The sequence below is a fragment of the Modestobacter caceresii genome, assembly GCF_000761485.1.
Lineage (GTDB): Bacteria > Actinomycetota > Actinomycetes > Mycobacteriales > Geodermatophilaceae > Modestobacter > Modestobacter caceresii.
The window spans coordinates 15984-42251 of record NZ_JPMX01000030.1; the positions used below are offsets into that span (position 1 = coordinate 15984).

Annotated in this window: 21 protein-coding genes; 9 read left to right on the forward strand and 12 right to left on the reverse strand. The window is 73.8% G+C overall.

The annotated features are described in order from the left end of the window. Entirely contained in the window at nucleotides 1-513 is a 513-nt protein-coding gene (locus IN07_RS08930) for a tripartite tricarboxylate transporter TctB family protein (RefSeq protein WP_081975287.1), read from the reverse strand. A gap of 125 nt (nucleotides 514-638) precedes the next feature. Between IN07_RS08930 and IN07_RS08935 the strand changes: the two genes are divergently transcribed. Beyond that, nucleotides 639-1547, forward strand: a complete 909-nt coding sequence (locus IN07_RS08935; RefSeq protein WP_036335300.1) for a LysR family transcriptional regulator — start codon at nucleotides 639-641, stop codon at nucleotides 1545-1547. A 42-nt stretch (nucleotides 1548-1589) separates the two neighbouring features. Here the strand turns inward: IN07_RS08935 and IN07_RS08940 are convergent, their stop codons facing one another. Beyond that, complete coding sequence (locus tag IN07_RS08940) at nucleotides 1590-2597, reverse strand: tripartite tricarboxylate transporter substrate binding protein (RefSeq protein WP_036335302.1); 1008 nt, start codon at nucleotides 2595-2597, stop codon at nucleotides 1590-1592. 172 nt (nucleotides 2598-2769) lie between these two features. Between IN07_RS08940 and IN07_RS08945 the strand changes: the two genes are divergently transcribed. Next, on the forward strand, nucleotides 2770-4335 hold the full coding sequence (locus IN07_RS08945) for an aldehyde dehydrogenase family protein (RefSeq protein ID WP_036335304.1): 1566 nt from the start codon (nucleotides 2770-2772) through the stop codon (nucleotides 4333-4335). 17 nt (nucleotides 4336-4352) lie between these two features. Here the strand turns inward: IN07_RS08945 and IN07_RS08950 are convergent, their stop codons facing one another. After that, nucleotides 4353-5345: a LacI family DNA-binding transcriptional regulator gene (locus tag IN07_RS08950; RefSeq protein ID WP_036335344.1), complete on the reverse strand. Its 993-nt coding sequence runs from the start codon at nucleotides 5343-5345 to the stop codon at nucleotides 4353-4355. An 86-nt stretch (nucleotides 5346-5431) separates the two neighbouring features. On the opposite strand from IN07_RS08950, the gene IN07_RS08955 reads away from it, so the two are divergent. Continuing rightward, on the forward strand, nucleotides 5432-5629 hold the full coding sequence (locus IN07_RS08955) for a hypothetical protein (protein ID WP_036335305.1): 198 nt from the start codon (nucleotides 5432-5434) through the stop codon (nucleotides 5627-5629). 68 nt (nucleotides 5630-5697) lie between these two features. Here IN07_RS08955 and IN07_RS08960 read toward each other — a convergent pair whose 3' ends face one another. Together IN07_RS08960 and IN07_RS08965 are read right to left on the reverse strand one after the other, a co-directional pair. Further along, nucleotides 5698-7044: a hypothetical protein gene (locus tag IN07_RS08960; RefSeq protein ID WP_036335306.1), complete on the reverse strand. Its 1347-nt coding sequence runs from the start codon at nucleotides 7042-7044 to the stop codon at nucleotides 5698-5700. Nucleotide 7045: 1 nt separating this feature from the next. After that, the gene (locus IN07_RS08965; protein ID WP_036335307.1) at nucleotides 7046-7546 is read right to left on the reverse strand and encodes a SigE family RNA polymerase sigma factor; all 501 of its coding nucleotides are present in this window, start codon (nucleotides 7544-7546) and stop codon (nucleotides 7046-7048) included. A gap of 140 nt (nucleotides 7547-7686) precedes the next feature. Between IN07_RS08965 and IN07_RS08970 the strand changes: the two genes are divergently transcribed. From IN07_RS08970 to IN07_RS08980, 3 genes are all read left to right on the forward strand, one after another. After that, nucleotides 7687-7887 (forward strand): hypothetical protein, encoded by a 201-nt coding sequence (locus IN07_RS08970; protein ID WP_036335345.1) that lies wholly within the window; start codon nucleotides 7687-7689, stop codon nucleotides 7885-7887. A 240-nt stretch (nucleotides 7888-8127) separates the two neighbouring features. Next, nucleotides 8128-9726, forward strand: a complete 1599-nt coding sequence (locus IN07_RS08975; RefSeq protein WP_052091061.1) for a methyl-accepting chemotaxis protein — start codon at nucleotides 8128-8130, stop codon at nucleotides 9724-9726. Between the two features lie 195 nt (nucleotides 9727-9921). Beyond that, nucleotides 9922-11367: an aldehyde dehydrogenase family protein gene (locus tag IN07_RS08980; protein WP_036335310.1), complete on the forward strand. Its 1446-nt coding sequence runs from the start codon at nucleotides 9922-9924 to the stop codon at nucleotides 11365-11367. 66 nt (nucleotides 11368-11433) lie between these two features. Here IN07_RS08980 and IN07_RS08985 read toward each other — a convergent pair whose 3' ends face one another. Together IN07_RS08985 and gabT are read right to left on the reverse strand one after the other, a co-directional pair. Next, complete coding sequence (locus IN07_RS08985; protein ID WP_052091056.1) at nucleotides 11434-14646, reverse strand: NAD-glutamate dehydrogenase domain-containing protein; 3213 nt, start codon at nucleotides 14644-14646, stop codon at nucleotides 11434-11436. Then, the gene (gene gabT / locus IN07_RS08990; protein ID WP_036335311.1) at nucleotides 14646-16001 is read right to left on the reverse strand and encodes a 4-aminobutyrate--2-oxoglutarate transaminase; all 1356 of its coding nucleotides are present in this window, start codon (nucleotides 15999-16001) and stop codon (nucleotides 14646-14648) included. The genes IN07_RS08985 and gabT overlap by 1 nt, the downstream gene beginning before the upstream one ends. Before the next feature lie 190 nt (nucleotides 16002-16191). Here gabT and IN07_RS08995 point away from each other — a divergent pair, with 190 nt between their 5' ends. Beyond that, nucleotides 16192-17694 carry a PucR family transcriptional regulator gene (locus tag IN07_RS08995; protein ID WP_197058409.1) on the forward strand — a complete coding sequence of 501 codons (1503 nt, stop codon included), beginning with the start codon at nucleotides 16192-16194 and terminating at the stop codon, nucleotides 17692-17694. A 103-nt stretch (nucleotides 17695-17797) separates the two neighbouring features. Then, a complete protein-coding gene (locus IN07_RS09000) occupies nucleotides 17798-18298 on the forward strand; it encodes an Lrp/AsnC family transcriptional regulator (RefSeq protein WP_052091057.1) in 501 nt (166 codons plus the stop codon). Here IN07_RS09000 and IN07_RS25135 read toward each other — a convergent pair. Genes IN07_RS25135 through IN07_RS09020 form a run of 4 tightly spaced genes read right to left on the reverse strand, consistent with a single transcriptional unit; the run spans nucleotide 18241 to nucleotide 23100 of the window. Next, nucleotides 18241-18723 (reverse strand): hypothetical protein, encoded by a 483-nt coding sequence (locus tag IN07_RS25135; RefSeq protein WP_052091058.1) that lies wholly within the window; start codon nucleotides 18721-18723, stop codon nucleotides 18241-18243. The two genes, IN07_RS09000 and IN07_RS25135, sit on opposite strands and share 58 nt — an antisense overlap. After that, a complete protein-coding gene (locus IN07_RS09010) occupies nucleotides 18723-20615 on the reverse strand; it encodes a primary-amine oxidase (protein WP_036335313.1) in 1893 nt (630 codons plus the stop codon). Before IN07_RS09010 ends, IN07_RS25135 begins: the two co-directional genes overlap by 1 nt. Then, nucleotides 20612-21658, reverse strand: a complete 1047-nt coding sequence (speB, locus tag IN07_RS09015) for an agmatinase (protein WP_036335314.1) — start codon at nucleotides 21656-21658, stop codon at nucleotides 20612-20614. The genes IN07_RS09010 and speB overlap by 4 nt, the downstream gene beginning before the upstream one ends. Beyond that, the gene (locus tag IN07_RS09020; RefSeq protein WP_036335315.1) at nucleotides 21655-23100 is read right to left on the reverse strand and encodes a gamma-aminobutyraldehyde dehydrogenase; all 1446 of its coding nucleotides are present in this window, start codon (nucleotides 23098-23100) and stop codon (nucleotides 21655-21657) included. Before IN07_RS09020 ends, speB begins: the two co-directional genes overlap by 4 nt. A 337-nt stretch (nucleotides 23101-23437) precedes the next feature. On the opposite strand from IN07_RS09020, the gene IN07_RS09025 reads away from it, so the two are divergent. Continuing rightward, nucleotides 23438-24967: an APC family permease gene (locus IN07_RS09025; RefSeq protein ID WP_036335316.1), complete on the forward strand. Its 1530-nt coding sequence runs from the start codon at nucleotides 23438-23440 to the stop codon at nucleotides 24965-24967. Nucleotides 24968-25006: 39 nt separating this feature from the next. Here IN07_RS09025 and IN07_RS09030 read toward each other — a convergent pair whose 3' ends face one another. Next, nucleotides 25007-26218 carry an acyl-CoA dehydrogenase family protein gene (locus tag IN07_RS09030; RefSeq protein ID WP_036335317.1) on the reverse strand — a complete coding sequence of 404 codons (1212 nt, stop codon included), beginning with the start codon at nucleotides 26216-26218 and terminating at the stop codon, nucleotides 25007-25009. Nucleotides 26219-26268: the final 50 nt, after the last annotated feature.

Sequence of the window (26268 nt, forward strand, 5' to 3'; positions counted from 1 at the left end):
TCAGCCCCCGATCACGGCGTCGACGAGGCCGTCGGGGAAGGGCACCCCGAGCAGCTCCACGAACAGCAGGTACATCACGGCCGTGCCGCCGGCGGCCAGCCCCAGCGTCCACCGCCAGGACTCACCCCCGAAGACCCGCAGCCACAGCACCAGCATCAGGAACGCCGAGACGACGAAGCCGAAGGTCTGGAACAGCAGGATGAAGACCCCGAGGCTGACCAGCCCGGCGATGATCCGCACCGTGCCGCGGGTCCACGGCTCGTAGTCCTCGGCCGGGTCGAGGAGGACCAGCACGGCCGCGGTGCCGGTGAGCAGCAGCGAGACGATGAAGGGCCACAGCCCCGGCCCCGGTGCGGTCAGCTCGCCCAGGCCCAGCCGGCGGGAGCCGAAGACCGCGACGACCCCGAGGACGAGGAGCAGCAGCGGCGCGATCCGGTGCAGCTGCCGCCACCGGTGCCCCCGGTCCGTCGTCCCCTCGGCCGGGGTGCCGGACGCCGATGTCGAGCCGTGCACGTGCTCACCTCGTCCTCGTTGACGCCGCGTGTGAGCCAGGACACTAGGGCCGGCTTTGAGAGTGGTCCAATACGGAATGACCCGCTGATCCAGAGCGGCCGTGCATCAATGGTCGGAGGAGTCCGATGGAGCTGCGACACCTGCGCGCGTTCGCCGCCGTGGCCGAGGAACTGCACTTCGGGCGGGCGGCGCTCCGGCTGCACGCCGCCCAGCCCGCGCTCAGCCAGCAGATCAAGCACCTCGAGCAGGACGTCGGCACGCTGCTGCTGGAGCGGACCACCCGGCAGGTGCGGCTGACCGCGGCGGGCGTGGTCTTCCTGGAGCACGTGCACCGGGTGCTGGCCGAGGTCGACCGGGCGCGGGAGTCGGTGCTGGCCACGGAGCGGGGCGCCCGCGGTGAGATCCGGGTCGGGGTGACCGGTGCCATCACCTGGCGGCTGCTCCCCCGGATGGCCCGCGCCTACCGGCAGCGCTATCCCCTCGTCCGGCTGGACCTGCACCCGGCGGTGTTCAGTGGCACCCAGGTCAGCTCGTTGCTGGACGGGCGGATCGACGTCGGGTTCCTCCGGGCGCCGGTGCCCGACGGACCGCTGGCCAGCCGGGTCATCCTCAACGAGCCGCTGATGGCGGTGCTGCCGCTGGGCCACCCGCTCGCCGGCGCGGACGCCGTGGACCTGGCGGACCTGTCCGGCGAGCCCTTCGTCACCTATCCCTCGCGGCACGGCTCGGCACTGCGCGACGCGGCGGTGCACGCGTGCTTCTCCGCCGGGTTCACCCCGCGGGTGGTCCAGGAGGCCCCGGACACGCACACCGTGGTCGCCCTGGTCGGCGCCGCGGTCGGCGTCACGCTCATGCCCGCGTCGGCCGAGCGGCTGCAGCTGGAGGGGGTGGTCTTCCGCCCGATCGCCGGAGGTGTCGACGTGCGGGTGCCGATAGCGCTGGCCTGGCGACGGGAGGACCCCTCCCCGGTGCTGGCCGGGTTTCTGGCCACCGCCGAGGAGGTACTGCCCAGCCCGCCACGAGGTGACCGGTGACCGGCGCCGTCCCCAGCTGCGGACGGCGCCGGCCACCAGGGCTCACTCCTGCAGGATCGGGCCGTACGTCTCGACGATCTCGTCGATCCGGTCGGCGAAGGCGTCCGTGCCGATGAACTCGTCGGGCACGTACTCCTCGCCGAGCTGGTCCATCACCTCGGGCTGCTCCAGGCAGCCGTTCACCGTCTCCTCCAGGGTGGAGACGACGTCGTCCGGCGTGCCGGCCGGGGCCGCGAGGCCGAACACCGACACGCTGTTGGTCAGCTCTGGGAAGCCCGACTCGGCGAGCGTGGGCACGCCCTCCAGGTAGTCGACCTGCTCGGCCGGGCTCACCGCCAGCGGCACGAACTCGCCGGCGTCGATGTTCGCCAGCACGTCCTCCGAGGCGTTGATGAAGACGGCGTCCACGTTGCCGCCGAGCAGGGCCGTGGTCATCTCGGCGTTCCCGGTGAACGGCACCGCGGTCACCTGGACGTCGTACTCCTCGGCCAGCCGCTGCAGCTCCATCGCCTGGGACGTTGTCGCCCCGGGGACGCCGACGTTCAGCTGGCCGGGGTTCTCCTCGGCGGCCTGGAAGAACGCCTCGGCGTCGGCGTACTCGGAGTCCGCCCCGACCGCGAGGACGGAGGGGATCTCGGTGACGGCGGCGATCGGGACGTAGTCCTCGTTGGTGTAGCCGACGTCCTGCTGGAGCGGGTTGGTCGCGGTGGCCGGGACGGCGATCAGCGACAGGCTGTAGCCGTCGTTGCCGCCGGCCAGCATCGCCTGCATGCCGAGCGACCCGGAGGCGCCGGGACGGTTCTCCACGACGACGGTCTGCCCGAACTCCGTGGACAGGCAGTCGCCGATCGTCCGCGCGGCCAGGTCGGTCGGGCCGCCCGCGGCGTAGGGCACGTAGAGGGTGATGTCGTCGGTCGGGTAGTCCGCCGCGGCGGCGTCGTCCCCGCCGCCACCCCCGGTCGTGGGCTCGTCCTCGGTGCCGCCGCAGCCGGCCAGGGTCAGTGCGGATGCGGCGAGGAGTGCGGGAAGGGTGAGCCGGCGTCGTTGCATCGGTTACCTCCGTCGTGTTCGAGGGCGCGTGTCCCAGGGCAGTGGCCTGGCTCACTGTGCCTTGACTCACCGGGGGTCGCCCGGCCGCTGGATCACGGTCGGGCAACGATCCCGGGGCCCGTGTGAGCCAGTTCACTCGCCAGACGTCCAAGACGACTGGCAGAGTGCCGCCATGGCTGCCGCGTCGTCGCCCCCCGCCCTGCACGTCAAGCCCGGCACCGAGTGGGCCGCGGTCCTCGGCCGCGCCGCAGACCTCGTGCCCGAGGCGTTCGGCACCGACCGGCTGCACAACCTCGTGGACGGCGCCTGGCGACCGATCGGCAGCCCCGAGCCGCTGGTCACCCCGGTCGACGGCACCAAGCTGATCGGCCTCCCCCGCCTGTCGGCCGGCGAGGCGCAGCACGCCGTCCTGGCCGCTGCCGCCGCCCACCGCGAGTGGGCGCAGACCCCGCTCGCCGAGCGCAAGGCCCGGGTCACCGCCGCCGTCGAGGCGATGGTCGCCGCCCGCGACGAGCTCGCGCTGCTGCTGGCCTGGGAGATCGGCAAGCCGTGGAAGCTGGCCTGCGCCGACGTCGACCGGGCGCTGGACGGCGTCCGCTGGTACGTCGAGGAGATCGACACCATGCTCGGCGACCGGGCCCCGCTGGCCGGCCCGGTGTCCAACATCGCCAGCTGGAACTACCCGATGTCGGTGCTGGTGCACGCCGAGCTGGTGCAGCTGCTGGCCGGCAACGCGGTGCTGGCCAAGACGCCGTCGCAGGGCGGCGCGGCCTGCCTGACCCTGGCCCATGCGCTGATGGCCCGGGAGGGGCTGCCGGTCACGCTGCTCTCCGGCGGCGGTGCGGAGCTGTCCAGCGTGCTGGTGCGCTCCCCTGAGATCGGCGCGCTGGCCTTCGTGGGCGGCCGTTCCAACGGCGGCAAGGTCGCCGCGGACCTGCTGGACACCGGCAAGCGGCACATGCTCGAGCAGGAGGGCCTCAACGCCTGGGGGATCTGGGAGTTCTCCGACTGGGCCGGGCTGGCCGCGCACCTGAAGAAGGGCTTCGAGTACGGCAAGCAGCGGTGCACCGCCTACCCGCGCTACGTCGTCCAGCGGGAGCTCGTCGACCAGTTCCTGGCCACCTACCTGCCGGTCGTGCAGTCGCTGCGCTTCGGGCACCCGCTGGCCGTCGAGGCCGACGGCGACGACCTCCCGACGCTGGACTTCGGTCCGGTGATCAGCGCGGCCAAGGCCCAGGAGCTCGGCCGCCAGGTCTCCGACGCGATGCACCGGGGCGCGGTGCCGCTGTACCGGGGCAGCGTCTCCGACGGCCGGTTCATCACCGGCCAGGACACCTCGGCCTACGTGGCACCCGCCGCGCTGCTGTCCCCCGCCGGCGCCAGCTCCCTCATGCACGCCGAGCCGTTCGGGCCGATCGACACGATCGTCGTCGTCGACTCCGAGGCGGAGCTGCTGGCCCAGATGAACGCCTCCAACGGCGCGCTGGTCGCCAGCCTCGCGTGCGACGACGAGGACAAGGCCCGCCGGCTGGCCCGGGAGGTGCAGGCGTTCAAGGTGGGGATCAACAAGCCCCGCTCCCGCGGCGACCGGGCCGAGCCGTTCGGTGGCCGCGGCGCGTCCTGGCTGGGCTGCTTCGTCGGCGGGGAGCTGCTGGTGCAGGCCGTCACCCAGGGCGCGGAGAACGAGCTGCTCCACGGCAACTTCCCCGAGCACTCCCGGTACCCCGCCGCCATCTGAGCGGCGGCCGAGCCGGGTCAGGCGCTCTGCCGGACCACCAGCTCGGAGGGGAACAGGGTGACCGGGGTGCGGTCCCGGTCGAGCAGGCTGCCCGCCGCCCGGGCGGCGATCTGCTCGACCGGGTGCGTCGCCGTGGTGAGCGTCGGCCCGCTGAAGGCCGCCAGTGGCAGGTCGTCGAAGCCGGTCACGGCGACGTCGTCCGGCACCCGGCGGCCCAGCGCCCGGACCGCCTGGATCGCGCCGAGGGCGGTCTCGTCGCAGATCGCGTACAGGGCGTCGGTGTCCGGCCAGCGGCGCAGCGCCTCGACGGCGCCCCGCCGACCGCTCTCGGTGGTGAAGTCCCCGGCCAGCACCCGTTCCGGCAGCCCCGCGGCGCGGACCGCGGCCCGGTGCGCGGCGATCGGGCGCTCGGCGCAGGGCAGCCACGGCGGCCCGGCCAGCATCGCGATCCGCCGGCGACCCGTGCTGAGCAGGTGTGCGGTGAGCGCCGCTGCCGCGGCGCCGGTGTCGACGTCGACCAGGGGCACGGTGGGGGAGCCGGCGCCGATGGAGGTCACCCGCCCGGCCAGTCGGGGCGGCACGGCGGCGAGCACCCGGCGGGTGGTGTTCACCAGCACCACCCCGGCGACCGAGCGGTCCCGGGCGAGCGCCTCGAGGGTGGGCTCCGGCGCGCCGAGGGGCAGCCACTGGAGCGCCACCCCGAGCCCCTCGCCGGCGCAGCGCTGCGCGGTGGAGCCGACCACCCGGGAGACGTAGGGGCAGTCGACCAGCTCGGTCGGGGACGCGCTGGTCACCGCCACCACGAGGCGCGTGCCGCGGCCGTGGACCAGCGCGCGGGCCACCGGGTCGGCGGTGTAGCCCAGCCGCTCGGCTGCGGCACGCACCCGCTGCCCGGCGTCGGCGGAGGACGGACCGGAGCCGGTGAGCACCCGGGAGACCGTGGCCCGGGAGACCCCGGCAGCACGGGCCACGTGCTCGATGGTCACCGCAGGCCGGTGGTCCTCACGCATGCCGCCCACCCTGTCACCGGCCGGCCGGCGCCGGGGGGACCAGCGCACTGGAACCGTTCTCAGCCGGGTCTGAGAGGGTCGGCGGCATGACGTCACCGGAGCCGCGCGCCCCCCGGCAGCGACTGGTCGGACTGCTCCTGCTGGGGATCGCCCTCGTCCTGCTGGTCTCGAGCGTCACCTGGTTCGGCAGCGACCGTGGCGCGATCGGCATCGCCCAGGTGGCGGTCGGCCTGGTGGTGGCGGCGGTGGGCGGCCTCCTGGTGCGTCGGGCGCAGCCGCGCTGACACCCGCCGTCGCCCTGCGGCCTCGGCGGCCAGCTGCCGCATCGCGATGACCGACGCCGGCTCCCCGGTCACTGGCCGAGCTCGCTGACCGGGACCTCGGTGAGCAGGGTGCCGTCCGCGGCCAGGAGTCGAACCGTCAGCGGCCCGTCGCCGGCGCTGCCCACCCCGCTCCCGGCGGTGAGCGGCAGGGTGGCGAGCAGCGACGCCTCGCCGTCCCGCACCTCCGCGAGGGCGGCGTCCGCCGGTCCCTGGACCGCGACGTCCCCGTCCAGCCGCACGGCCAGCACCTGGTCGGTCAGCGGTGTCCCGGCTGGCTGCGGGTCGTCGGTCGAGATCGAGCTGGTCGTCGACCCGTCGGCCTGTCGCTGGGTGGTGCCCACCACCAGCACCGTCGCGCCGGAGCGGAACGTGACGCCGGCCAGCACCATCTCTCCGCGGCCGTCCGCGGTCGGCCCCGCGGCGAGCAGCACCGTGCTCGCGCCCTCCAGGCCGGGACCGTAGGCACTGAGCGGGAGCTGCAGGGTGTTCTGCACGGTCTCCTCGGAGATCCGTGAGCCCACCTCCCGCGGGTCGGCGATCCCCTCGATCGGGGCCCGGGCCGCGGCCTCGGCGCGGTCGCTGAGCACGTAGCTCATCGCCTCGATCTCCTGACCGTCCCGCGAGACGACGACCTGCAGGCTGTGCGCCGATGCGCGCGGGTCGTTGATCACCCCGGCGGCCACGCCGTCCACCCCGGGCAGCTGCCGCCGGTCCACCTGCTCCTCACCGGCCGCGGTCACGGTGGTGCCGGCCAGGTACTCGACGGTGTCGCCGGGGAGGCCCACCACGACGAGGACGCCGGCCGACCCGCCCTCCAGGAGGTCGACGAACGCCAGTGGCTGGTTGCGGACCAGCCGCTGGACGCCGGTCGCCTGGGTCAGTTCGCCGGGCTCCGCGCCGGCCGGGCCGGTGAACCAGGTACCGCTGAGCCGGCCGTCCGCCTGGCCCAGCACGAAGGCGATCCGCAGCCCGGCCTCGTCGCCGGCCCAGGCCACCCGGTGGCTGGTCACGGCCGGCGGTGTGTCCGGGTCGAACTCGCCGGCCTCCCACGGCAGCGCGGCCACCGCCTGCAGCCAGGCTTCCTCACCCGCGAGCGCACCGCGGGGAGGCAGGTCGTAGAGGCTCTGCGTGCTCACCCCGCGGGACGGCGCGGCGACGTCCTGCGTCGTCCCGGTGTCGGGCAGCAGGCCGCGCAGCACCGGCACCGAGCCGAAGACCAGCACCACGGCCAGCCCGATGCCGACCACCGCCGCCTGCTGGCGGCGCTGCCGCCGGTGCCGCACCCGGGTGCGTTCGGCCAGGTCGTCGGGGGCGCGGAGGGCCGGGCATGCGGCCAGGTGGGACCGGAGCTCGGTCTCGACGTCGATCAGGTCCATCTCAGCGCTCCTCGAGGGCACGGGCGGGCAGGACGGCGCGCAAGCGGGCGAGGCCGCGGGTGGTCTGGCTCTTCACGGTGTTGACCGAACAGCCCAGCGCGGCCGCGGTGGCGGCCTCGCCGAGGTCCTCGCCGTAGCGGAGCACCAGGACCGCGCGCATCCGCGGCGGCAGGGCGGCCAGCGCCGTCGCCATGACGTCTCGCTCCGCGAACACGTCGGTCTGGTCGGGCTCGGGGGCGTCGTGTGCCGGGAGCGAGACGATCTCCTGGGTGGCGCGCCGGCGGCGCCAGCTCGCGGCGCTGGTCACCAGCACCTTGCGCACGTAGGGGTAGGCGTCCTCGCCGGAGATCCGGCCCCAGTGCCGGTAGGCCTTGAGCAGGGCCGTCTGCAGCAGGTCCTCGGCGTGGCCGCGGTCGGCGGTCAGCAGGAAGCCGACCCGCAGCAGGTCGTCGGAGCGCGCGGCGACGAACGCCTCGAACGCTGCCTCGTGCTGGGCTCTCACCGGTCTCCCCCCGTCGTCACCCCCTAGGACGCGATGAGCCGTGCCGGAGGGGTGCCTCCGTGACCTGATCGTGACCATCTGGCGTTCTCGGCGGCCAGACGGCACTGTGATCCACGACACGTCGAGCAGTGGAGGTGGCCGTGCAGATCAGCAGGGAACAGTTGGTCCAGGTGTTGCGCACCGAGGGGGACAACGACACCGCGGACAAGGTGGAGGGGGACCTGCCGGAGCAGATCGACACCGACCGGGACGGCGACGCGCTGGCCGCGGCGGGGCTCGACCGCACCCAGCTGATGGCGAAGTTGGCCGGCGGCGCGTTCGGCGGCACGCTGAGCCCGTAGCCCGCTCGGCGGTCGGAGCCCCGCCACCGCCGCAGCCAACGGACTTCGCCGGTCGACAAGTGCCCTCCTGTGACGGGTGATCGAGGTATCTCCGGCGACCTGGCCGGACACGCCCGTCCGACGAGCCCCACGTGCGGAACGCCGACGATGCTTGCCCTCCGCGAGACCCGTCTGGTCCTCTCCCTAGGAGCCCGCACGTCCATGAACACCACCCAGCGCAGCCGGGGTCGCCTCCGGAACATGAGCATCCGGAGCAAGCTCGGTCTCGCCTTCGGTGGGGTGGGCGCCCTCGTGGTGGTCAGCGCCGCCGGTGGGGTGGCGGCGATGGGGCAGCAGCAGCACTACGCGCAGGAGATCGCCTCGACCGGCGAGGTGATCCGTGATGCCGAGACCATGCGCTTCCAGATCGCGGACGCCACCGGCTGGCAGGGCTTCGTGCTGGGCGACGTCGCTGCGTTCGGCCCGCAGGTCGCCCTGGCCGACGACTCCTACAACCGAGCCGGCTTCCTGACGAGCAAGACTGACATCTACGCCTGGCTGGACCAGGTGGACACCGCCGGGATGTCCCCGGACGAGAAGGAGGCCTTCGCCGAGCTCCTCCCGGCGTGGGACAGCTACTACACGTGGGACGACCAGGTGGTGGCCTGGGTGCGCGACGGGAGCCGGGAGGGCCTCGCCACGGCGATGGAGAGCATCAACGGCGGGGACGCCGGGGCCGCCTACGGCATCGTGCTGGGCATCGCGGACGAGATCGACGCGTCGGCCAACGCACGGCTCACGGACCTCCAGACGGAGCAGGAACGGGCGCAGGACCGGGCCACGCGCCTTCTCTGGCTGGCGGGCGCGCTCGCGGTCGTGCTGGCTGCTCTGCTGGCCTGGACGGTCACCCGATCGCTGGTGCGACCGCTCGGCCGGATCCGTGAGGTCGCCGACGCCCTGCGCCAGCGGGACCTGACGCGGACCACGGGGCTCACGTCCACCGATGAGGTGGGGCGTACCGGTGCGGCGCTGGACTCCGCGATCAGCGAGGTTCGGGTCCTCGTCCAGCACCTGGCCGGGTCGGCGGAGGCGGTGGCGGCCGCATCGACGGAGCTGTCGGCGTCCTCGGCGCAGATCTCGTCCTCTGCGGGGGAGACCTCGGCGCAGTCGGCCGTGGTGTCCGCGGCAGCGGAGGAGGTGTCGCGGAACGTGGCGACGGTGGCCGCGGGCGCTGAGGAGATGGGATCGGCGATCCGGGAGATCTCCCAGAGCGTGAACGAGGCCACCCGGGTGGCGGCGCAGGCGGTGGGGGAGGCGCAGGCGACCACGGAGACGATCGAGAAGCTGGGCACCTCGTCGCGGGAGATCGGTGCGGTGGTGAAGGCGATCACGAGCATCGCGGAGCAGACGAACCTGCTGGCGCTGAACGCCACGATCGAGGCGGCGCGGGCTGGTGAGGCGGGCAAGGGGTTCGCGGTGGTGGCGAACGAGGTGAAGGAGCTGGCGCAGGAGACGGCGCGGGCGACGGAGGACATCGCGCGGCGGGTGGAGGCGATCCAGGCCGACACGACGCGGGCGATCGATGCGATCGGCGGGATCAGCGGGGTGATCGGGAGCATCAACGACTTCCAGCTGACGATCGCCAGCGCGGTGGAGGAGCAGACGGCGACCACGCAGGAGATGTCGCGGTCGGTGCAGGAGGCGGCCGGCGGATCGACGGAGATCGCGACGAACATCGTGGGTGTGTCGGCGGCGGCGTCCTCGACCAACGAGGCCCTGGGGCAGACCCGGCAGGCGGTGGACGAGCTGTCGCAGATGGCCGGCGACCTGCGCAGCACGGTGGCCCGCTTCACCTACTGAGCGGAACGCCCCGCCCATCGCTCCCGGCCTCGCGGTGGAACCCGGCAGTGGAGCCAGCACCGTGGCGACGCGGTGACCGCGGACGTGCCGGGGCGGTGCGCGCAGCGCGCCACGATGGACAGACCGGCTCTCGTCGGAGAGGCCCGGGTCCAGGACATTCGGCGGTGAGCCCTGCGCACATCCCGAGGAGGACGCATGTCCACACCGACCACCCCGTACTGGGTCGCCGGCCGGCCGATGACCGGCAACGAGATGCTGGAGGTCAGTTCGCCCTACGACGGTGCCGTCGCCGGACGGACGACGGTCGCGACCGCGAGTGACGTCGAGGCGGCGGTCGCGGCCGCAGACCGGGTCCGGCACGAGTTCGCCGCGACGCCCGCCCACGTGCGGGCTGCCGCGCTGGACCACGTCTCCCGGCGGCTGTCCGAGCGCAGCGAGGAGATCGCCGCGCTCATCACGGCGGAGTCCGGCAAGCCGCTGAAGTGGTCCCGGCTGGAGGTCGCCCGCGCGGTCTCGACGTTCCGCTGGGGCGCCGAGGAGGCCCGCCGCTGGTCGGGGACGCTGCAGCGGCTGGACACCGACCCGTCCGCCACCGGCCGCATGGCGTTGGTCCGGCGTGCTCCCCGCGGGCCGGTCCTGGGCATCGCGCCGTTCAACTTCCCGCTGAACCTGGTCGCCCACAAGGTGGCCCCGGCGATCGCGGTGGGCACCCCGATCGTCCTCAAGCCGGCGCCGGCGACGCCGTTGACGGCGCTCCTGCTGGGCGAGGTGCTGGCCGAGACCGACCTGCCGGCCGGCTCCTGGTCGGTGCTGCCGGTGCCCAACGACGTCGCCGCCCAGCTGGTGCAGGACCCGCGCCTGCCGGTGGTCTCGTTCACCGGCTCCGTCCCGGTCGGCTGGTCGATCCGGGACTCGGTGCCGCGCAAGCACGTCACCCTGGAGCTCGGTGGCAACGCGGCCGTGGTGGTCGGCCCGGACCAGGACGACGAGAAGTCGCTGTCCTGGGCCGCGACGCGGATCGCCACGTTCGCCATGTACCAGGCCGGCCAGTCCTGCATCTCGGTCCAGCGGGTGCTGGCCCACCGGGACGTCGCCGAGGGCCTCACCGAACGGCTGGTCGACGCGGTGGGCCGGCTGGCGACGGGCGACCCCACGGACCCGGCCACCGACGTCGGTCCGCTGGTCGACGAGGCCGCGGCCCGGCGGGTGGAGACCTGGGTGGACGAGGCCGTGGCAGCAGGTGCCCGGCTGCTGACCGGCGGCACCCGTGACGGTGCGACCTACGCGCCCACGGTGCTCACCGAGGTCCCCGCGGACGCCCGGGTGGCCTGCGAGGAGGTCTTCGGCCCCGTCGTGGTGGTGGACGCCGTCGACTCGCTGGACCAGGCCTTCGCGCGGGTGAACGACAGCCGTTTCGGCCTGCAGGCGGGGGTCTTCACCCGCGACCTCCAGGTCGCCTTCCACGCTGCCCGGGTGCTGGACGTGGGAGGCGTGGTCATCGGTGACGTGCCGAGCTTCCGTGCCGACCAGATGCCCTACGGCGGGGTCAAGGACTCCGGCACCGGCCGGGAGGGCGTCCACTCGGCGATGGAGGACCTGACCGAGGAGCGCGTGCTGGTGCTCACCGGCATCGAGCTCTGACCCCTCCGGCAGGGCGCGGGGCCCCGGTCCGGGTGGACCGGGGCCCCGCGCGCACGGAGGACCGGATCAGCCCCGGGCCACGGCCTGGGCCAGGCGGTGCAGCTCGGCGGTCAGCACGGCGAGCACCGCCACCACGTCGTCCCGGGCGGCGGAGGCCGCATCCCGGGCGCCGCTGAACCGGGCGGCGGCTGCGCCGTGGCGACGGAGCAGGCCGGCGACGTCCCCGGCCGCCGTCCGCATGAGCGCGCGGGTCAGCGTCAGCCGGTGGGTGTCGAGCTCGTCGCGGAGCGCCGCCTTCGCCGCCAGCACCCAGTGCGAGTCGGTCGGCGCATCGCCGGCGCCGGCGCGAGCGGCCGGGAGACCCAGCGCTTCACCGAACTCCACGTGGGCGTCGACGACCGCGGCGATCGGGATGCCCGTCTCCTCGGCCAGCTCGCCGAGCTCCAGCACGTCGGTCAGGCAGCCCAGGGCGGCGATCCCTGCGGCCAGTTCCGCACCGGCGCCGGCAGCGAGCAGGTCGGCGTGCAGGCGCCGCGCCCGGTTGGCGTCCAGACCTGGGCGCGCCAGCCAGCCGTCGGTCCCCAGCTGCCCGACGAGCCCGGCCAGCCGCGGAGCGGCCGCGGTGAGCTGCGCCGGCTCCGGGAAGCGGCGCAGCAGCCGGTCCGCTGCGTGCTCGACGGCCCGTTGCAGCTCCGGCAGGGCGAGCCGCTCCACCGCCAGCGGCACGTCGTCGTCGACCAGGGCCCACAGCGGGTCGAGGCCGAGCACCTGGGCCGCTGCGGCGAACGCCCGGGCGCCGATCGGCGTGCCGACCCCGTGCCGCTCCTCCAGCCGGTGGAGGAACCCGGGGCCGACCCGGTTCACCAGGTCGTTGGCCAACTGCGTCGCGGTGATCTCCCGGGCCAGCGGGTGGGCGGCGATGCGGTCGGGCCAGCGCTCGCGCACCGCCTGCGGGAAGTACCCCAGCAGCACCGTGCCCAGTGCCGGGTCGTCGGGCAGCGAGCTGGCCAGCAGCTCCGCCCGCACCAGGTTCTTGGAGTAGGCCAGCAGCACGGCCGCCTCCGGGCGGGTCAGCCCGCCGCCGGCCTGCCGGAGCCGGTCGACCTCCGCCTCCGACGGCAGGTGCTCCAGCCGGCGGTCCAGGCTCGACTGCCGCTCCAGGTCACGGATGAGCCCGGCGTGCCGGTCGAGGAGGAAGGGCGCCTGGTCGGCGCAGACGGACAGGGCGCGTGCCTGCAGCGCGCTGTCCGCCAGGACGGCCACGGCCACCTCGTCGGTCATCGCGCGCAGCAGCTCGTCGCGCTCCGCCACGGTCAGCTCGCCGTCGGCCACCGGCCCGCCGAGGAGCACCTTGAGGTTCACCTCGCGGTCGGAGGTGTCCACGCCGGCGGAGTTGTCGATGAAGTCGGTGTTCACTCGCACCCCAGCCCGGGCCGCCGCGACCCGCGCCCGCTGGGTGAGGCCCAGGTTGCCCCCCTCGCCGACGATCCGGCAGCGCAGCTCGCCGGCGGTCACCCGCACCGGGTCGTTGGCCCGGTCGCCCACCTCCGCGTCGGTCTCGTCGTCGGCCCGGACGTAGGTGCCGATGCCGCCGTTCCACAGCAGGTCGACGGGCGCGCGGAGCACCGCCCGGATCAGCTCCGCCGGTGACAGCTCGGTCGCGGACACCCCCAGTCGCCGCTGCACCTGCGCGGACAGCGGCACGCTCTTCGCGTCCCGCCGGTGCACGCCCCCACCTGTGGAGATCGCGGCCGGGTCGTAGTCCGCCCAGGACGACGTGGGCAGGTCGGCGAGCCGCCGGCGCTCGGCGAGGGCCGCATCCGGATCCGGGTCGGGGTCCAGGAAGACGTGCCGGTGGTCGAAGGCGGCCACCAGGCGGAGCTGCGGGGACAGCAGCATGCCGTTGCCGAAGACGTCCCCGGACATGTCGCCGATGCCGACCACCGTCACCGGGTCGGTGTCCACGTCGGTGCCCAGCTCGCGCAGGTGCCGGCGCACGGGGACCCACGCGCCGCGCGCGGTGATGCCCATGGCCTTGTGGTCGTAGCCGGTCGACCCCCCGGAGGCGAATGCGTCGCCGAGCCAGTGCCCGCGCTCGACCGCCGCGGCGTTGGCCAGGTCGGAGAAGGTGGCCGTCCCCTTGTCCGCGGCGACCACCAGGTAGGAATCCGGGCCGTCGTGCACCACGGTGCGGTCCGGGTGCACGACGGCGCCGTCGACGAGGTCGTCGGTGACGTCCAGCAGCCCCTCGACGAAGGTGCGGTAGGCCGCGGACACCTTCTCGCGCAGCGCCTCCCGATCGAGGTCGCGGACGTCCTCGCGCAGCACGAAGGCGCCCTTGGCCCCGGCCGGGACGATGACCGCGTTCTTCACCTGCTGGGCCTTGAACAGGCCGAGCACCTCGGTGCGGAAGTCGTCGGGACGCTCGGACCAGCGGATCCCGCCGCGGGCCACCGGTGCTCCCCGCAGGTGCAGCCCCTCCATGGTGGGGGAGCAGACGAACGTCTCCACCCAGGGCCGTGGCGCGGGCAGGAACGGCAGTTGCTGCGAGTCGATCTTGAGGGTGAGCTGCCGCCACGGCCGGCCCGTGGCGTCGGTCCGGAAGGCGTTGGTGCGCAGGACGGCGGACAGGACGAGGTGGAGCCCGCGGAGGATCCGGTCCTCGTCGAGGGTCGTCGTCCGGGCCAGCAGGTCCTCGATCTCGCCGGCCACCCGTTCGGCGACCACCGGATCGACGCGGTCGGGGTCGTGGCGGGCGGTGAAGTGGTGCACCAGCGCGCGGGCGAGGTCAGGGGCGGCGAGGACGGTCCGCTCGACGTAGCCGCGGGACAGCCCGAGGCCGGTCTGGGCGAGGAACCGGCAGGCGGCGCGGAGCACCGTCACGTCCGCCACGGAGAGGCCGGCGGTCACGGTCAGCCGGGAGAGCCCGTCGAGCTCGGTCTCGCCGGCCCACGCTGCGGCCAGGACCGCATCGAGCGCCGGCAGCGCCGTGGTGGCGTCGACCCCCGGGGGGAGCAGCAGCTCCAGGCGGTACGGCGCCGTCCCGTCGTCGTCCGGGGGGGCCGGGAGTGCCACCCCCGGAAGTGCCACCTCCGGCAGTGCCACGGCGTCGGCCACCCGCACGCCGAGCCGCTCGAAGACCGGGACGACGTCGGCGAGCAGCGGACGGCCCGCCGGCCAGGTCGCGACCACGCTGAGCCGCCCGTGGTCGGCCGCGCCGTCCGGGGCCGGGCGGAGCGTCACCCGACCGTCGGGCCGGACGGCGGTCGGGGCGCCCATCAGGCCGGGGCGGCGGCCGCGAACGCGGCGGCCAGGACGTCGAGCGCCTCGGTGAGCAGGTCCTGCCCGATGACCAGCGGCGGCAGGAAGCGCAGGACGTTGCCGTACGTGCCGGCGGTGAGGACGACGACGCCCTGCGCGTGGCAGGCGCGGGCGATGCTGGCCGCGAGCCCGGGGTCGGGCTCGGTGGTGCCCGGCCGGACGATCTCCACCGCGATCATCGCGCCCCGGCCGCGGACGTCCCCGATGGCCGGCGTCTCCTGCTGGAGCGCACGCAGCCGCGGCAGCATGGTCGCCCCGATGGCGCGGGCGGCTGCGGCGAGGTCCAGGTCGCGCATCGTGCCGATCGAGGCCAGCGCCGCCGCGCAGGCGACCGGGTTGCCGCCGTAGGTCCCGCCGAGCCCACCGGGGTGCACGGCGTCCATCAGGTCGGCACGTCCGGTCACCGCCGCCAGCGGCAGGCCACCCGCCATGCCCTTGGCCAGCGTGATCAGACCGGGGACGACGCCCTCGTCCGCGCAGGCGAACCAGTCGCCGGTCCGGCAGAAACCGGTCTGCACCTCGTCGGCGATGAACACCGCGCCGGCCGCCCGGCACCACTCGGCGATCGCCGGCAGGAAGCCCGGCGCGGGTACGACGAAGCCGCCCTCGCCCTGCACCGGCTCGATCAGCACGGCGGCGACGTTGCCGGCGCCGACCTGGGCCTCGATCTGGGCCAGCGCGCGGGCCGCGGCCTCGGCGCCGGTCATGCCCGCGGGGTCGCGGAACGGGTAGGACATCGGCACCCGGTAGACCTCGGGCGCGAACGGGCCGAAGCCCTGCTTGTAGGGCATCGACTTGGCGGTCATCGCCATCGTCAGGTTGGTGCGCCCGTGGTAGGCGTGGTCGAAGACGACGACGGCCTGCCGGCCGGTGGCGGACCGGGCGATCTTGACGGCGTTCTCCACGGCCTCCGAGCCGGTGTTGAACAGCGCCGACCGCTTCTCGTGGTCGCCGGGGGTGATCGCCGCCAGCTCTTCGCAGACGGCGACGTAGCCCTCGTAGGGCGTGACCATGAAGCATGTGTGGGTGAACTCCGCGACCTGCTGCTGCACCGCGGCGACCACCCGGGGGGCGGCGTTGCCGACGTTCACCACGGCGATGCCCGAGCCGAGGTCGATGAGCGAGTTGCCGTCCACGTCGACCAGCACGCCGCCGCCGGCACGCGCGACGAAGACCGGCAGCGTGGTGCCCACGCCGGCGGAGACGGTCGCTGCCCGGCGCGCCAGCAGCTCGCGGGAACGCGGCCCGGGGATCTCGGTGACCTGCCGCCGCTCCTGAGGCAGGGCGACGGGAGGGGTGAGCAGATCGGTCACGGTGTTCCTCCGGGGATCGGGGTCCCGCGGTTCCCACCTCTCGGGGGCGGCGACCCGTGCACGAGTCTCGGCGCGGGCGCGCCCCGCAGGTAGTGTCCGGACCGGTGCGCGGAGGCGCGCCGACTGTCCAATCCGGCGTCGCGGAGGCATCCGCCGCCCGTCCCGCTCAGCCCGTGGAGGCCTCGTGCCGGTGACCGTTGCCACCCTCGTCGGCAACCTGGCTCTGGACCTGCGCCTGCTGACCGCCGGGGCAGCCGTCGACCGTCCGGTCTCCTGGGTGCACGTCAGCGAGCTGGCCGACCCGACGCCGTTCCTCGAGGGCGGGGAGCTCCTGCTCATCACCGGGGTCGCGCTCCGGAACGGCGCGCAGGCCGAGGACTACGTCGCCCGCCTGGTCGCCGCCGGTGTCGTCGGTCTCGGGTTCGGCACGGGGGTCGGCCGGGACGACGTGCCGCCGGAGCTGGTCGCGGCGGCCGAGGGAAGCGGCCTGGCCCTGCTGGAGGTGCCCCGGCCGACGCCGTTCATCGCGATCTCCCGCACCGTGTCGGCGGCGCTGGCGGCCGACGAGTACGCGGCCGTGACCCGGGCGGCCTCGGCGCAGCAGGAGCTGACCCGGGCCGCGCTGGCGCCGGGTGCGCCGGCGACCGTGCTGGAGCGGCTGGCCCGGCAGGTCGGTGGCTGGGTGCTGCTGGCGGACGCGGCCGGGGCACCCCTCGAGGCGGTGCCGGCCACGGCGGCCCGGCGGGCGGTGGAGCTGCGGCCGGAGCTGGACCGGCTGCGCGGGCTGCGGGCGCCGGCCAGCGCGGCGCTGTCCTCCCCGGACGAGACCGTGCTCGTGCAGTCGCTGGGCAGCGGCGCACGGATCCGGGGCTTCCTGGCCGTGGGCAGCCCGGGGGTGCTGCCGGCGTCGGAGCGCCACGTCGTCAACGCTGCGGTGCTGCTGCTCACGCTCCGGCTCGAGCAGTCCCGGGCCCTGGACAGCGCGATGGCCTCGCTGCGGGCGGCGCTGCTGCGTCTGCTGCTGGCCGGGGAGGACGCCGCGGTCGCCGAGGTGGTCGCCGAGCTCGGCGGGCAGCTGCCGGGGCAGCCGTTGACCGTCGTCGTCGTCCTCGGGTCGTCCGCCCAGCGGGCCGCGGTGGTGGACGTCGCCGCTGATGCGTCGGCCCGGGAGCGCGCTCCGTTCTTCTCCGCGGAGCTGGACGGCGCGCTGGTGCTCCTCGTCGCCTCGGACGGCGCGGTGTCCGGCCGGCTGGCGGCGCTGGCCGACCGGGTCCCCGGCGCGTCGTGGGGCAGCTCGGTGCCCGGGACGTGGTCCCGGCTGGCCGAGGCCGTCCGGCAGGCGCGGCAGGCCGCGGAGCACGGCCGGGTCCGGGGAGCCCGGGTCACCGCGTTCGCCGACCTGGCGATCCCCGGGCTCGCCGGGCTGCTCGACCCGGCCACGACGCAGGCGTTCGCCGAGGCACTGCTCGCCCCGCTGACCGCGGCGGACCGGACCAGCGCCGGTGACCTGGTGGAGTCCGTGCGGGTCTGGCTGGCCCACCACGGCCAGTGGGAGCCGGCGGCGACCCAGCTCGGCGTCCACCGGCACACCCTGCGCAAGCGGGTGCGACGGGCAGCGGACCTGCTCGGCCGCGACCTGGACCAGCCGGGCACCCGAGCCGAGCTGTGGCTCGCGCTGCATCCGCCTGTCTGAGCCCGGCCCACCCCGGGAACCGGGGTTCACCCTCCGACTACCGATATTCTCCGCTGTCGAGCAAGGTTGAGACGACGGAATCCGTATCCACGAGGTGGGTGACATGGCGGTTCGAACAGGTCACGTCCTGCTGGACGACGTCTCGCGAGCGATCATCGAGCAACTCCAGGAGGACGGGCGGCGGCCCTACGCGCGCATCGCGGTGGCGGTCGGGCTCTCCGAGGCCGCCGTCCGCCAGCGGGTGCAGCGGCTGCTCGACGCCGGGGTCATGCAGATCGTGGCCGTCACCGACCCGTTGCAGGTGGGCTTCGCCCGGCAGGCGATGGTCGGGATCCGCACCCGTGGGGACGCCCGTGCGGTGGCCGACGTCGTGGCCACCTTCCCCGAGGTCGACTACGTGGTCATCACCGCCGGCTCGGCCGACGTCCTGGTCGAGGTGGTCTGCGAGGACGACGACCAGCTGCTGGACGTCGTCGGCCGCATCCGCGCCGTGGACGGTGTCGCCTCCACCGAGACCCACCTCTACCTGGGGCTGCGCAAGCAGACCTACGCCTGGGGCACCCGGCGCACCGACCCGATGCCGGGTGGTCCTCCCGCGCTCTGACGCCCCAGCTGGGGCGGGGGCGGTCCGGGCAACCAGCACGCGTGCACCGCCGCCAGGACCAGCGCGAGCAGGGCGAGCGCACCGCCGACCGGACCGGCCCACGCGGCCGGCCCGGTGACGGCGTCCGCGCCGTGGTGGTGGCCCCCCGGTCCGGCCGTCGAGTGCAGCAGCATCACCGACGTCAGCACGACGTGCAGCAGCCAGGCGGCGGTGCTGCCGCGGCGCCAGAGGTGCACCGCGCAGAGCAGACAGGCCACGGCCACCGCCGTCAGGCCGGCGCCGGCGGCACCGGGCGCGGCGAGGAGGTGCACCAGGGCGCACGCGGCCGCGGCGGTGGCCGCGGCCCGGGCGAGCAGCCCACTCGCTGGCCCCGTCCCGAGGCTCGTGCCGAGCCGGCGAGGCATGAGGAGGGCGGGGTCCTCCATCAGTGGCACCGCGACGGGTTCGGCGGTACGTCCAGGGCCGGGTTGCGGTCGAAGAAGCCCCAGGGCTTGAGGGAGAACGAGACGATGTCCACCGGCATGACCGGCCAGTCCTCCGGGCGCGGGATGTGGTGGATGCCGAAGACGTGCCACAGCACGATGTCGGTGTCGGCGATCGACCGGTCCGCCTTCGTCCACTCCGGCAGGCCGGCCGTGCCGCGGCTCTGGTTGCAGAACTCCCCGGCCGGCCACCGCTCCTCCTCCTCGTACGGCGTGACCCACAGCGTGTGGTCGATGACCTCGGCCCGCTGCATGATCGGCGAGTTCCGGTCGACCAGTGCCGGGAAGGACGCGGAGGCGACCAGCTTGTAGCCGGTGGGCGTGCCCAGCCGGTTGAGGTGGCCGCGGTTGACCACCTTCCAGCCGCGCTGGCTGGCCCAGTCGAGGTCCTGCTTGCCCTCGGACTCGGTGAGCAGTGGGCGGCTGCGCTGGGCCAGGGCCAGCCCGTGCGGGTTGGTCGGCGAGACCGGGACGGCCTCGCTCTCCGAGACCACGACGGTGTTCTCCGGCCCGTCGATCTCCATGTCCATCCGGGCCACGATGAAGTGCTGGTGGAACGGCGCGTAGGTCTGGTCGTCGACGACCGTGCCGGTCGGCGGGGTCGAGCCGTCGAACGCGCTGGTGACCATGATCCCGGTGGCGCGGACCTCACACTCGATCGTGCCGTCCTGGTAGAAGCGCCAGTAGGTGAGGTACTCGTAGTTGGCGACGGTGGCGTGGAAGGAGACGACCATCCGGCGGGACCGGCGCACCTCGGCGCCGGCCTTCTCGTCGACGTGCTTCCACAGCACGCCGTCGTCCTCCTCGTGCAGGCAGATGGCGTTCTCGATGGTGTAAGGCTCGCCCTTGCTGTCGTGCAGGACCGCGTCGACGTAGGTGATCTCGCCCAGGCAGTCGCAGCCCAGCTTCAGCGACGTGGTCATGAAGCCCAGGCCCCACTCGCCGATGTCGAAGGCGGTGCGCCGGTGGTGGTCCTCGGCCGGGTCCCGGTAGGGGACGACCATCTCGGCGAAGGAGAGCCGGTGCGCGATGGGTCGGGTGCCGGTCCCGTCGTCGTACCCGACCCGGTGGATCACCAGGCCCTCGCGGTAGTTGAAGCCCAGCCGCATCGACCAGTTCTGCCAGCGCAGCTCGTTGCCGTCCAGGGTGAAGGACGGGCCCTCCGGCTGGGTGATCTCCAGCGCCTTGACGTCGGTGCGCTGGACCAGGCCCGGCACGAGGTCCGCCCGGTACTCGCCCATCGGCGACCCGCCGGCCGGCGGGGCGTTGTCCTCGATGCGCAGCAGCTCCATCGTGTTCAGGTCCACGATGAGGTGCAGCCCGTTGACCGGGTTGGCGTAGGGGTTCCCGTTCGGCGTCGACCGACGCCAGATGTCGGTCCAGCCGACCCGCCGGTCGGAGAACTCCGCCGGGATCAGGGAGTGCCCGTAGGCCCAGGTGTCGATGAGCACCAGGTCGAGGTCGGTGATCCCGCGCCTGCCCAGCGCGGCGATGACGTCGGGGTGCGCGATGAGCACCTCGTGCGCCTCGTGCCACTCGTCCAGCGTCATGTTCGCCTGCTCGCCGGGCACCGCCTCCCAGGACAGGAGCGCGTCGTCGGTCAGCGAGACCAGTGCCTTGCAGGTGGTGCCCTCGTCGCGGCTCCAGCAGGTCACCCGCGCCTCGCGGCGGATCGGGTCGCCGGGCCGGAAGGCACGCACGACGTCCTTGGCCGGCTCGCGCAGCTCGATGGCCGCGAAGCGCCAGCGTTCGTCGACGCCCCGGTCGCGACGCAGCACGGCGGCAGCGGCGCGGAACTCATCGGCGGTCAGCGGGTCGAGGGGGTGGGCGGTCATGGTGCGTCCTTCGGTTGGGCGGGAGCTTCGGGCCGGTTGGCGAGGAGCGGGAGGGAGGGGTCCCAGCGGGTGCCGTCCCGGGCGTCGCGCCGGCGGCGGGCGATCGCCGAGAGGGACTCCAGGACGACCCGGTTGGCCAGCGCCGCGGTGATGTCGGCGTGGTCGTAGGGCGGGCTGACCTCGACGACGTCGACGCCGACCACCGGCAGCTCCAGGCAGAGCCGGCGGACGGCGTCCAGCAGCTGGCGGGCGGTCAGCCCGCCCGGCTCCGGGGTGCCGGTGCCGGGTGCGTGCCCGGGGTCGCAGACGTCGATGTCGACGGAGAGGAAGACGCCCTCGCACTCGTCGGTGGCGATGGCGGAGGCCTCGGTGAGGCAGGCGTCCAGCCCGCGGTGCCCGATCTCGGTCATCTCGTAGGAGCGCATCCGCTGCGCCGCCATCCAGTCCAGGGTCTCCGGTGGTGGCCAGTAGCCGCGCAGGCCGATCTGCAGGAACCGGTCACCCCGCAGCGCCCCGGACTCGATGAGCCGGCGCATCGGCTGGCCGTGGCCCCACAGCGAACCGAACTCGATGTCCCCGGTGTCGGCGTGGGCGTCGAAGTGGATCATCGACACCCGTCCGTGGCCGAGCACGTTGGCCACGCCCTTGGCATCGGCGAAGGCGATCGAGTGGTCGCCGCCCAGGACGACCGGGATGGCCCCGGCCCGGGTGACCTTCTCGACCGCCGCCTCCAGCGCCGGCAGCGCCGTCTCGATGTCACCGGAGAACATCTCGACGTCCCCGGCGTCCAGGACGCGCAGGTCGCGCAGGCCGTCGGTGCGCAGCGCCAGGCTGGGCCGGGAGCCGTCGTGCGGCAGGTAGTCGGTCATCCGGATCGCCTGCGGGCCGAACCGGGTGCCCGGGCGGTGCGAGGTCCCGCCGTCGAAGGGGGCGCCGACGATGACGACGTCCGCGCCGGCGAAGGACGCCGGGTCGTCGAGGTCGCAGCGGTCGACGCCGAGGTAGGTGATGTCCGGCCCGTACTGGGCCCCGTAGCGCGTCATGACTCGATGTTGGCCATGACGTGCTTGATCCGGGTGTAGTCCTCGAACCCGTACATCGAGAGGTCCTTGCCGTAGCCGGAGTGCTTGAAGCCGCCGTGCGGCATCTCGGCGACCAGCGGGATGTGGGTGTTGATCCAGACGCAGCCGAAGTCCAGCCGCTTGCTCATCCGCATCGCGCGGCCGAAGTCCTTGGTCCACACGCTGGACGCGAGCCCCAGCGGAACGCCGTTGGCCCAGCGCACCGCCTCGTCCTCGTCGGTGAACCGCTGCACGCTGATGACGGGACCGAAGACCTCCCGCTGGACCAGTTCGTCGTCCTGCCGCAGGCCGGCGATCACCGTGGGCTCCACGAAGAAGCCCCGGTCGCCCTGTCGGCCGCCTCCGGCGGTCACCTCCGCGTGGTCGGGGACCCGGTCCAGGAAGCCGGTCACCCGGGCCAACTGGGCGGCGCTGTTGACCGGCGGGACGAGCGCGTCGGGGTCGCCGGCGCCGTTCGCGTAGGTGGTCGCCGTCCGCCGGGCCTGCTCGCTGAGCGCGGCCACGAAGTCGTCGTGCAGCCGGGGCGCCACCAGCACCCGGGTCGCGGCGGTGCAGTCCTGCCCGGCGTTGAAGTAGCCGGCGGTGGCGATGCCCTCGGCCGCTGCGGCCAGGTCCGCGTCGTCGAAGACGATGACCGGGGCCTTGCCGCCCAGCTCCAGGTGCACCCGCTTGACGTCCCGCGCGGCCGACTCGGCGATCTGCATCCCGGCCTGCACCGACCCGGTGATCGCGACCATCTGGGGCGTGCGGTGCTCGACCAGGGCCCGCCCGGTGTCCCGGTCCCCGCAGACGACGTTGAGCACGCCCGGCGGGAGGAACTCCGCCGCCAGCTCGGCCAGGCGCAGGGTGGTCACCGGGGTGGTGTCGCTGGGCTTGAGGACGACCGTGTTGCCGGCCGCGATCGCGGGGGTGAACTTCCAGACCGCCATCATCATCGGGTAGTTCCAGGGCGTCACCTGGGCGACGACGCCGATCGGCTCGCGCCGGACGAACGAGGTGTGCCCGGGCAGGTACTCGGCCGCGGCCTTCCCCTCCAGGTTGCGCGCCGCGCCGGCGAAGAACCGGATCTGGTCGACCATCGGCGGCACCTCCTCCGTCGCCGTGAGGGCCAGCGGCTTGCCGGTGTTCTGGCTCTCCAGGGCCACCAGCTCCTCGGCGGAGGCCTCGACGGCGTCGGCGAACCGGAGGAGCGCCCGCTGCCGTTCGGCGGGGGTGGTGTCCCGCCAGCTCTCGAAGGCGGTGGCGGCGACCGCGCAGGCCCGGTCGACGTCCTCGGCGCCGGAGACGGGGGCGGAGCCGAAGACCTCACCCGTCGTCGGGTCGACGAGATCGGCGCGACGGCCCTCCGACGCGTCGACGTACGACCCGTCGATGAAGTTGCGCAGGTTCCGGTGCTCGCTCACGTGGTCCTCCTCGGGCCGGGGCGGGGGCGGACGCCGGGATGGGAGGAGAAGCCTCCACGGTGACGTCGGCAACAGCGTCAGTTGCGAGAGACCTTTTTGTCAACGGATACCGTCGACGTACCGGCTTCCAGCCGTGATATCCGTCGTCACCTATGCTGCCTAGGCGCTCACATGCCTCGGGCGGGGCTGCCAGAGTGTCCGGCTTCGAGCCCGGTGGTGTACGGACCGGCACCTTCCTTGTCCCGGCGGCGCGTGGCTGGCTTCGACGTGACACGTGGCACACCGCCACGCTGCGACCACCCGCGTGCCCCCGGGCGCGTCCGAGGGAGGACACCGCATGGCACTCGACTCGCCGGCACCCGCTGCGACGGGCGATCTCCGCACGAAGGGCCTGTCGAAGAACTCGGTCGGCCTGCTGGCCAGCATCGTGCTCGGGGTCTCCAGCATCGCGCCGGTGTACGCCCTGACCGTGACGCTCGGCCCGACGGTGACCGAGGTCGGCCTGCAGATGCCGGCGATCTTCCTCGCCGGCTTCCTCCCGATGCTGCTGGTCGCCTACGGGTACCGGGAGCTGAACCGGGTCGCGCCGGACTGCGGCACCTCGTTCACCTGGGCCACCAAGGCCTTCAACCCCTACGTGGGCTGGCTGGCCGGCTGGGGGGCGCTGCTGGCGACGATCATCGTGCTGTCCAGTCTCGCCGGGGTCGCCGTCTCGTTCTTCTACCTGCTGCTGGGCGAGCTCACCGGGTCGGAGTGGCTGGGCGAGCTCGGCGGCAACACGGTGGTCAACGTCCTCACCTGCGTGGCGTTCGTCGCCCTGGCCACCTGGGTGGCCTACCGCGGCGTGCAGACGACCACGCGCGTGCAGTACGTCCTGGTCGGGTTCCAGCTGGCAGTGCTCGCCCTCTTCGTGGTGCTAGCGCTGGCCAAGGCGGGCTCGGCTCCGGCCAGCATCCCCTTCGAGCTGTCCTGGCTGGACCCGACCGCGATCGAATCGTTCAGCGCGTTCACCGCAGGGCTCTCCCTCTCGCTGTTCATCTACTGGGGCTGGGACACCTGCCTGACGGTCAACGAGGAGACCGCCGGCAGCGCCCGCACGCCGGGCCGGGCGGCGCTGCTGTGCATGGCCGTCATCGTCGTGACCTACCTGGTGGTGGCGGTCGCCGTGCAGATGTACGCCGGCATCGGCGACGACGGAACCGGCCTCGGCAACGAGGACACGGGCGCCAACGTCTTCGCCGCGCTCGCGGACCCGGTGATGGGCACCGGCCTGGCCTTCCTGCTCTTCCTCGCCGTCGTGGCCAGCTCGGCGTCCTCGCTGCAGACGACGTTCCTGCCGCCGGCCCGCACCATGCTGGCGATGGGCACCTACGGGGCGATCCCGAAGCGGTTCGGCGACGTGCACCCTCGCTTCCTGACGCCGTCCACCGCGACCCTGGCGGCCGGGGTGGCCACCGCGGTGTTCTACGTGGGCATGACGCTGATCAGCGAGAACGTCCTCATCGACACCGTCTACGCGCTGGGCCTGATGATCTGCTTCTACTACGGCCTGACCGCCTACGCCTGCGTCTGGTACTTCCGCCGCGACCTGCGCCGCAGCCTCCGTGACCTGGTGTTCAAGGGGATCTTCCCGCTGGTGGGGGCGCTGATGCTCACTGCGGTGTTCGTGCAGACCGCCGTCGACACGCTCGACCCGGCGTACGGCAGCGGCTCGTCGGTGTTCGGCATCGGCAGCGTCTTCGTCATCGGGATCGGGTTGCTCCTCGCCGGCGCGGTGCTCATGTTCGTCTGGCGGGCCCGGCACCCGGAGTTCTTCCGGGGGCAGACGCTGCGGCAGGACACCCCGTCCCTCGTCTTCGACGAATGAGGTCCGATGGGCCCACCGGCACGCCGGTGGGCCCATCGCTCAGCCGCTGAAGGGCCGCTCCCGGGCCAGCTCCTCCTTGGCGACCCCGCGGATGTGGACGGCGTCCGGCCCGTCGACGATCCGCAGCGTGCGGGCGCTGGCGTAGAAGCGGGCCAGCACGGTGTCGCCGCTGACCCCGGCACCGCCGTGCAGCTGGATCGCCCGGTCGATGACGTCCAGGGCCACCCGGGGGGCGGCGACCTTGATCGCGGAGATCTCGGTGCGGGCGCCCTTGGCGCCGAACCGGTCGATCAGGTCGGCGGTCTGCAGCACGTAGAGCCGGGCCTGGTCGATCTCGATCCGGGACAGCGCGATCGACTCGCGCACGGTGCCCTGCTCGGCCAGCGGCCGGCCGAAGGCGATCCGGGCCTTCGCCCGCTCGACCATCAGGGCCAGCGCCCGCTCGGCCATGCCGATCGCCCGCATGCAGTGGTGGATGCGGCCGGGGCCCAGCCGGGCCTGGGCGATCATGAAGCCGTCGCCCTCGCCGGACAGGATGTTGGTCACCGGGACCCGGACGTCGGTGAACCGCAGCTCCGAGTGCCCGTGCTGGTCCTGGTAGCCGAACACCGGCAGGTGCCGGACGATTTCCAGGCCGGGGGTGTCCCGGGGCACCAGCACCATCGACTGCTGGCGGTGCGGCGGGCCGTCCGGGTCGGTCTTGCCCATCAGGATGAAGATCTCGCAGCGCTCGTCGGCGGCGCCGCTGGTCCACCACTTGCGCCCGTTGATCACGTACTCGTCGCCGTCCCGGACGATCGAGGTCTGGATGTTGCGGGCGTCGGAGCTGGCGACGTCCGGCTCGGTCATCGCGAAGCCGGAGCGGATCTCCCCCTCCAGCAGCGGGGTGAGCCAGCGCTCCTTCTGCTCCGGCGTGCCGAAGAGCATCAGGGTCTCCATGTTGCCAGTGTCCGGAGCCCCGCAGTTGGTCACCTCCGGCGCGATCGTCGGCGACCAGCCCATGATCTCGGCGATCGAGGCGTACTCGAGGTTGCTCATCCCGCCCAGCTCGTGGTGGAAGAGGTTCCACAGGCCGCGCTTTCGCGCCTCGACCTTGAGGTCCTCCAGGATCGGCGGGTGGGCGTGGTCGTCGTGGCCGCGCGCGGCGCGCCACTCCTCGTACACGGGCTCAGCGGGGAAGACCTGTTCCCGCATGAAGTCCCACATCCGGCCACTGACGTCCTCGGCCTTGGCGGAGAGGGTGAAGTCCATGGACGGACGTTAGCGCCGGACGTGACGCAGGACGCATCGGGGTCGGCACT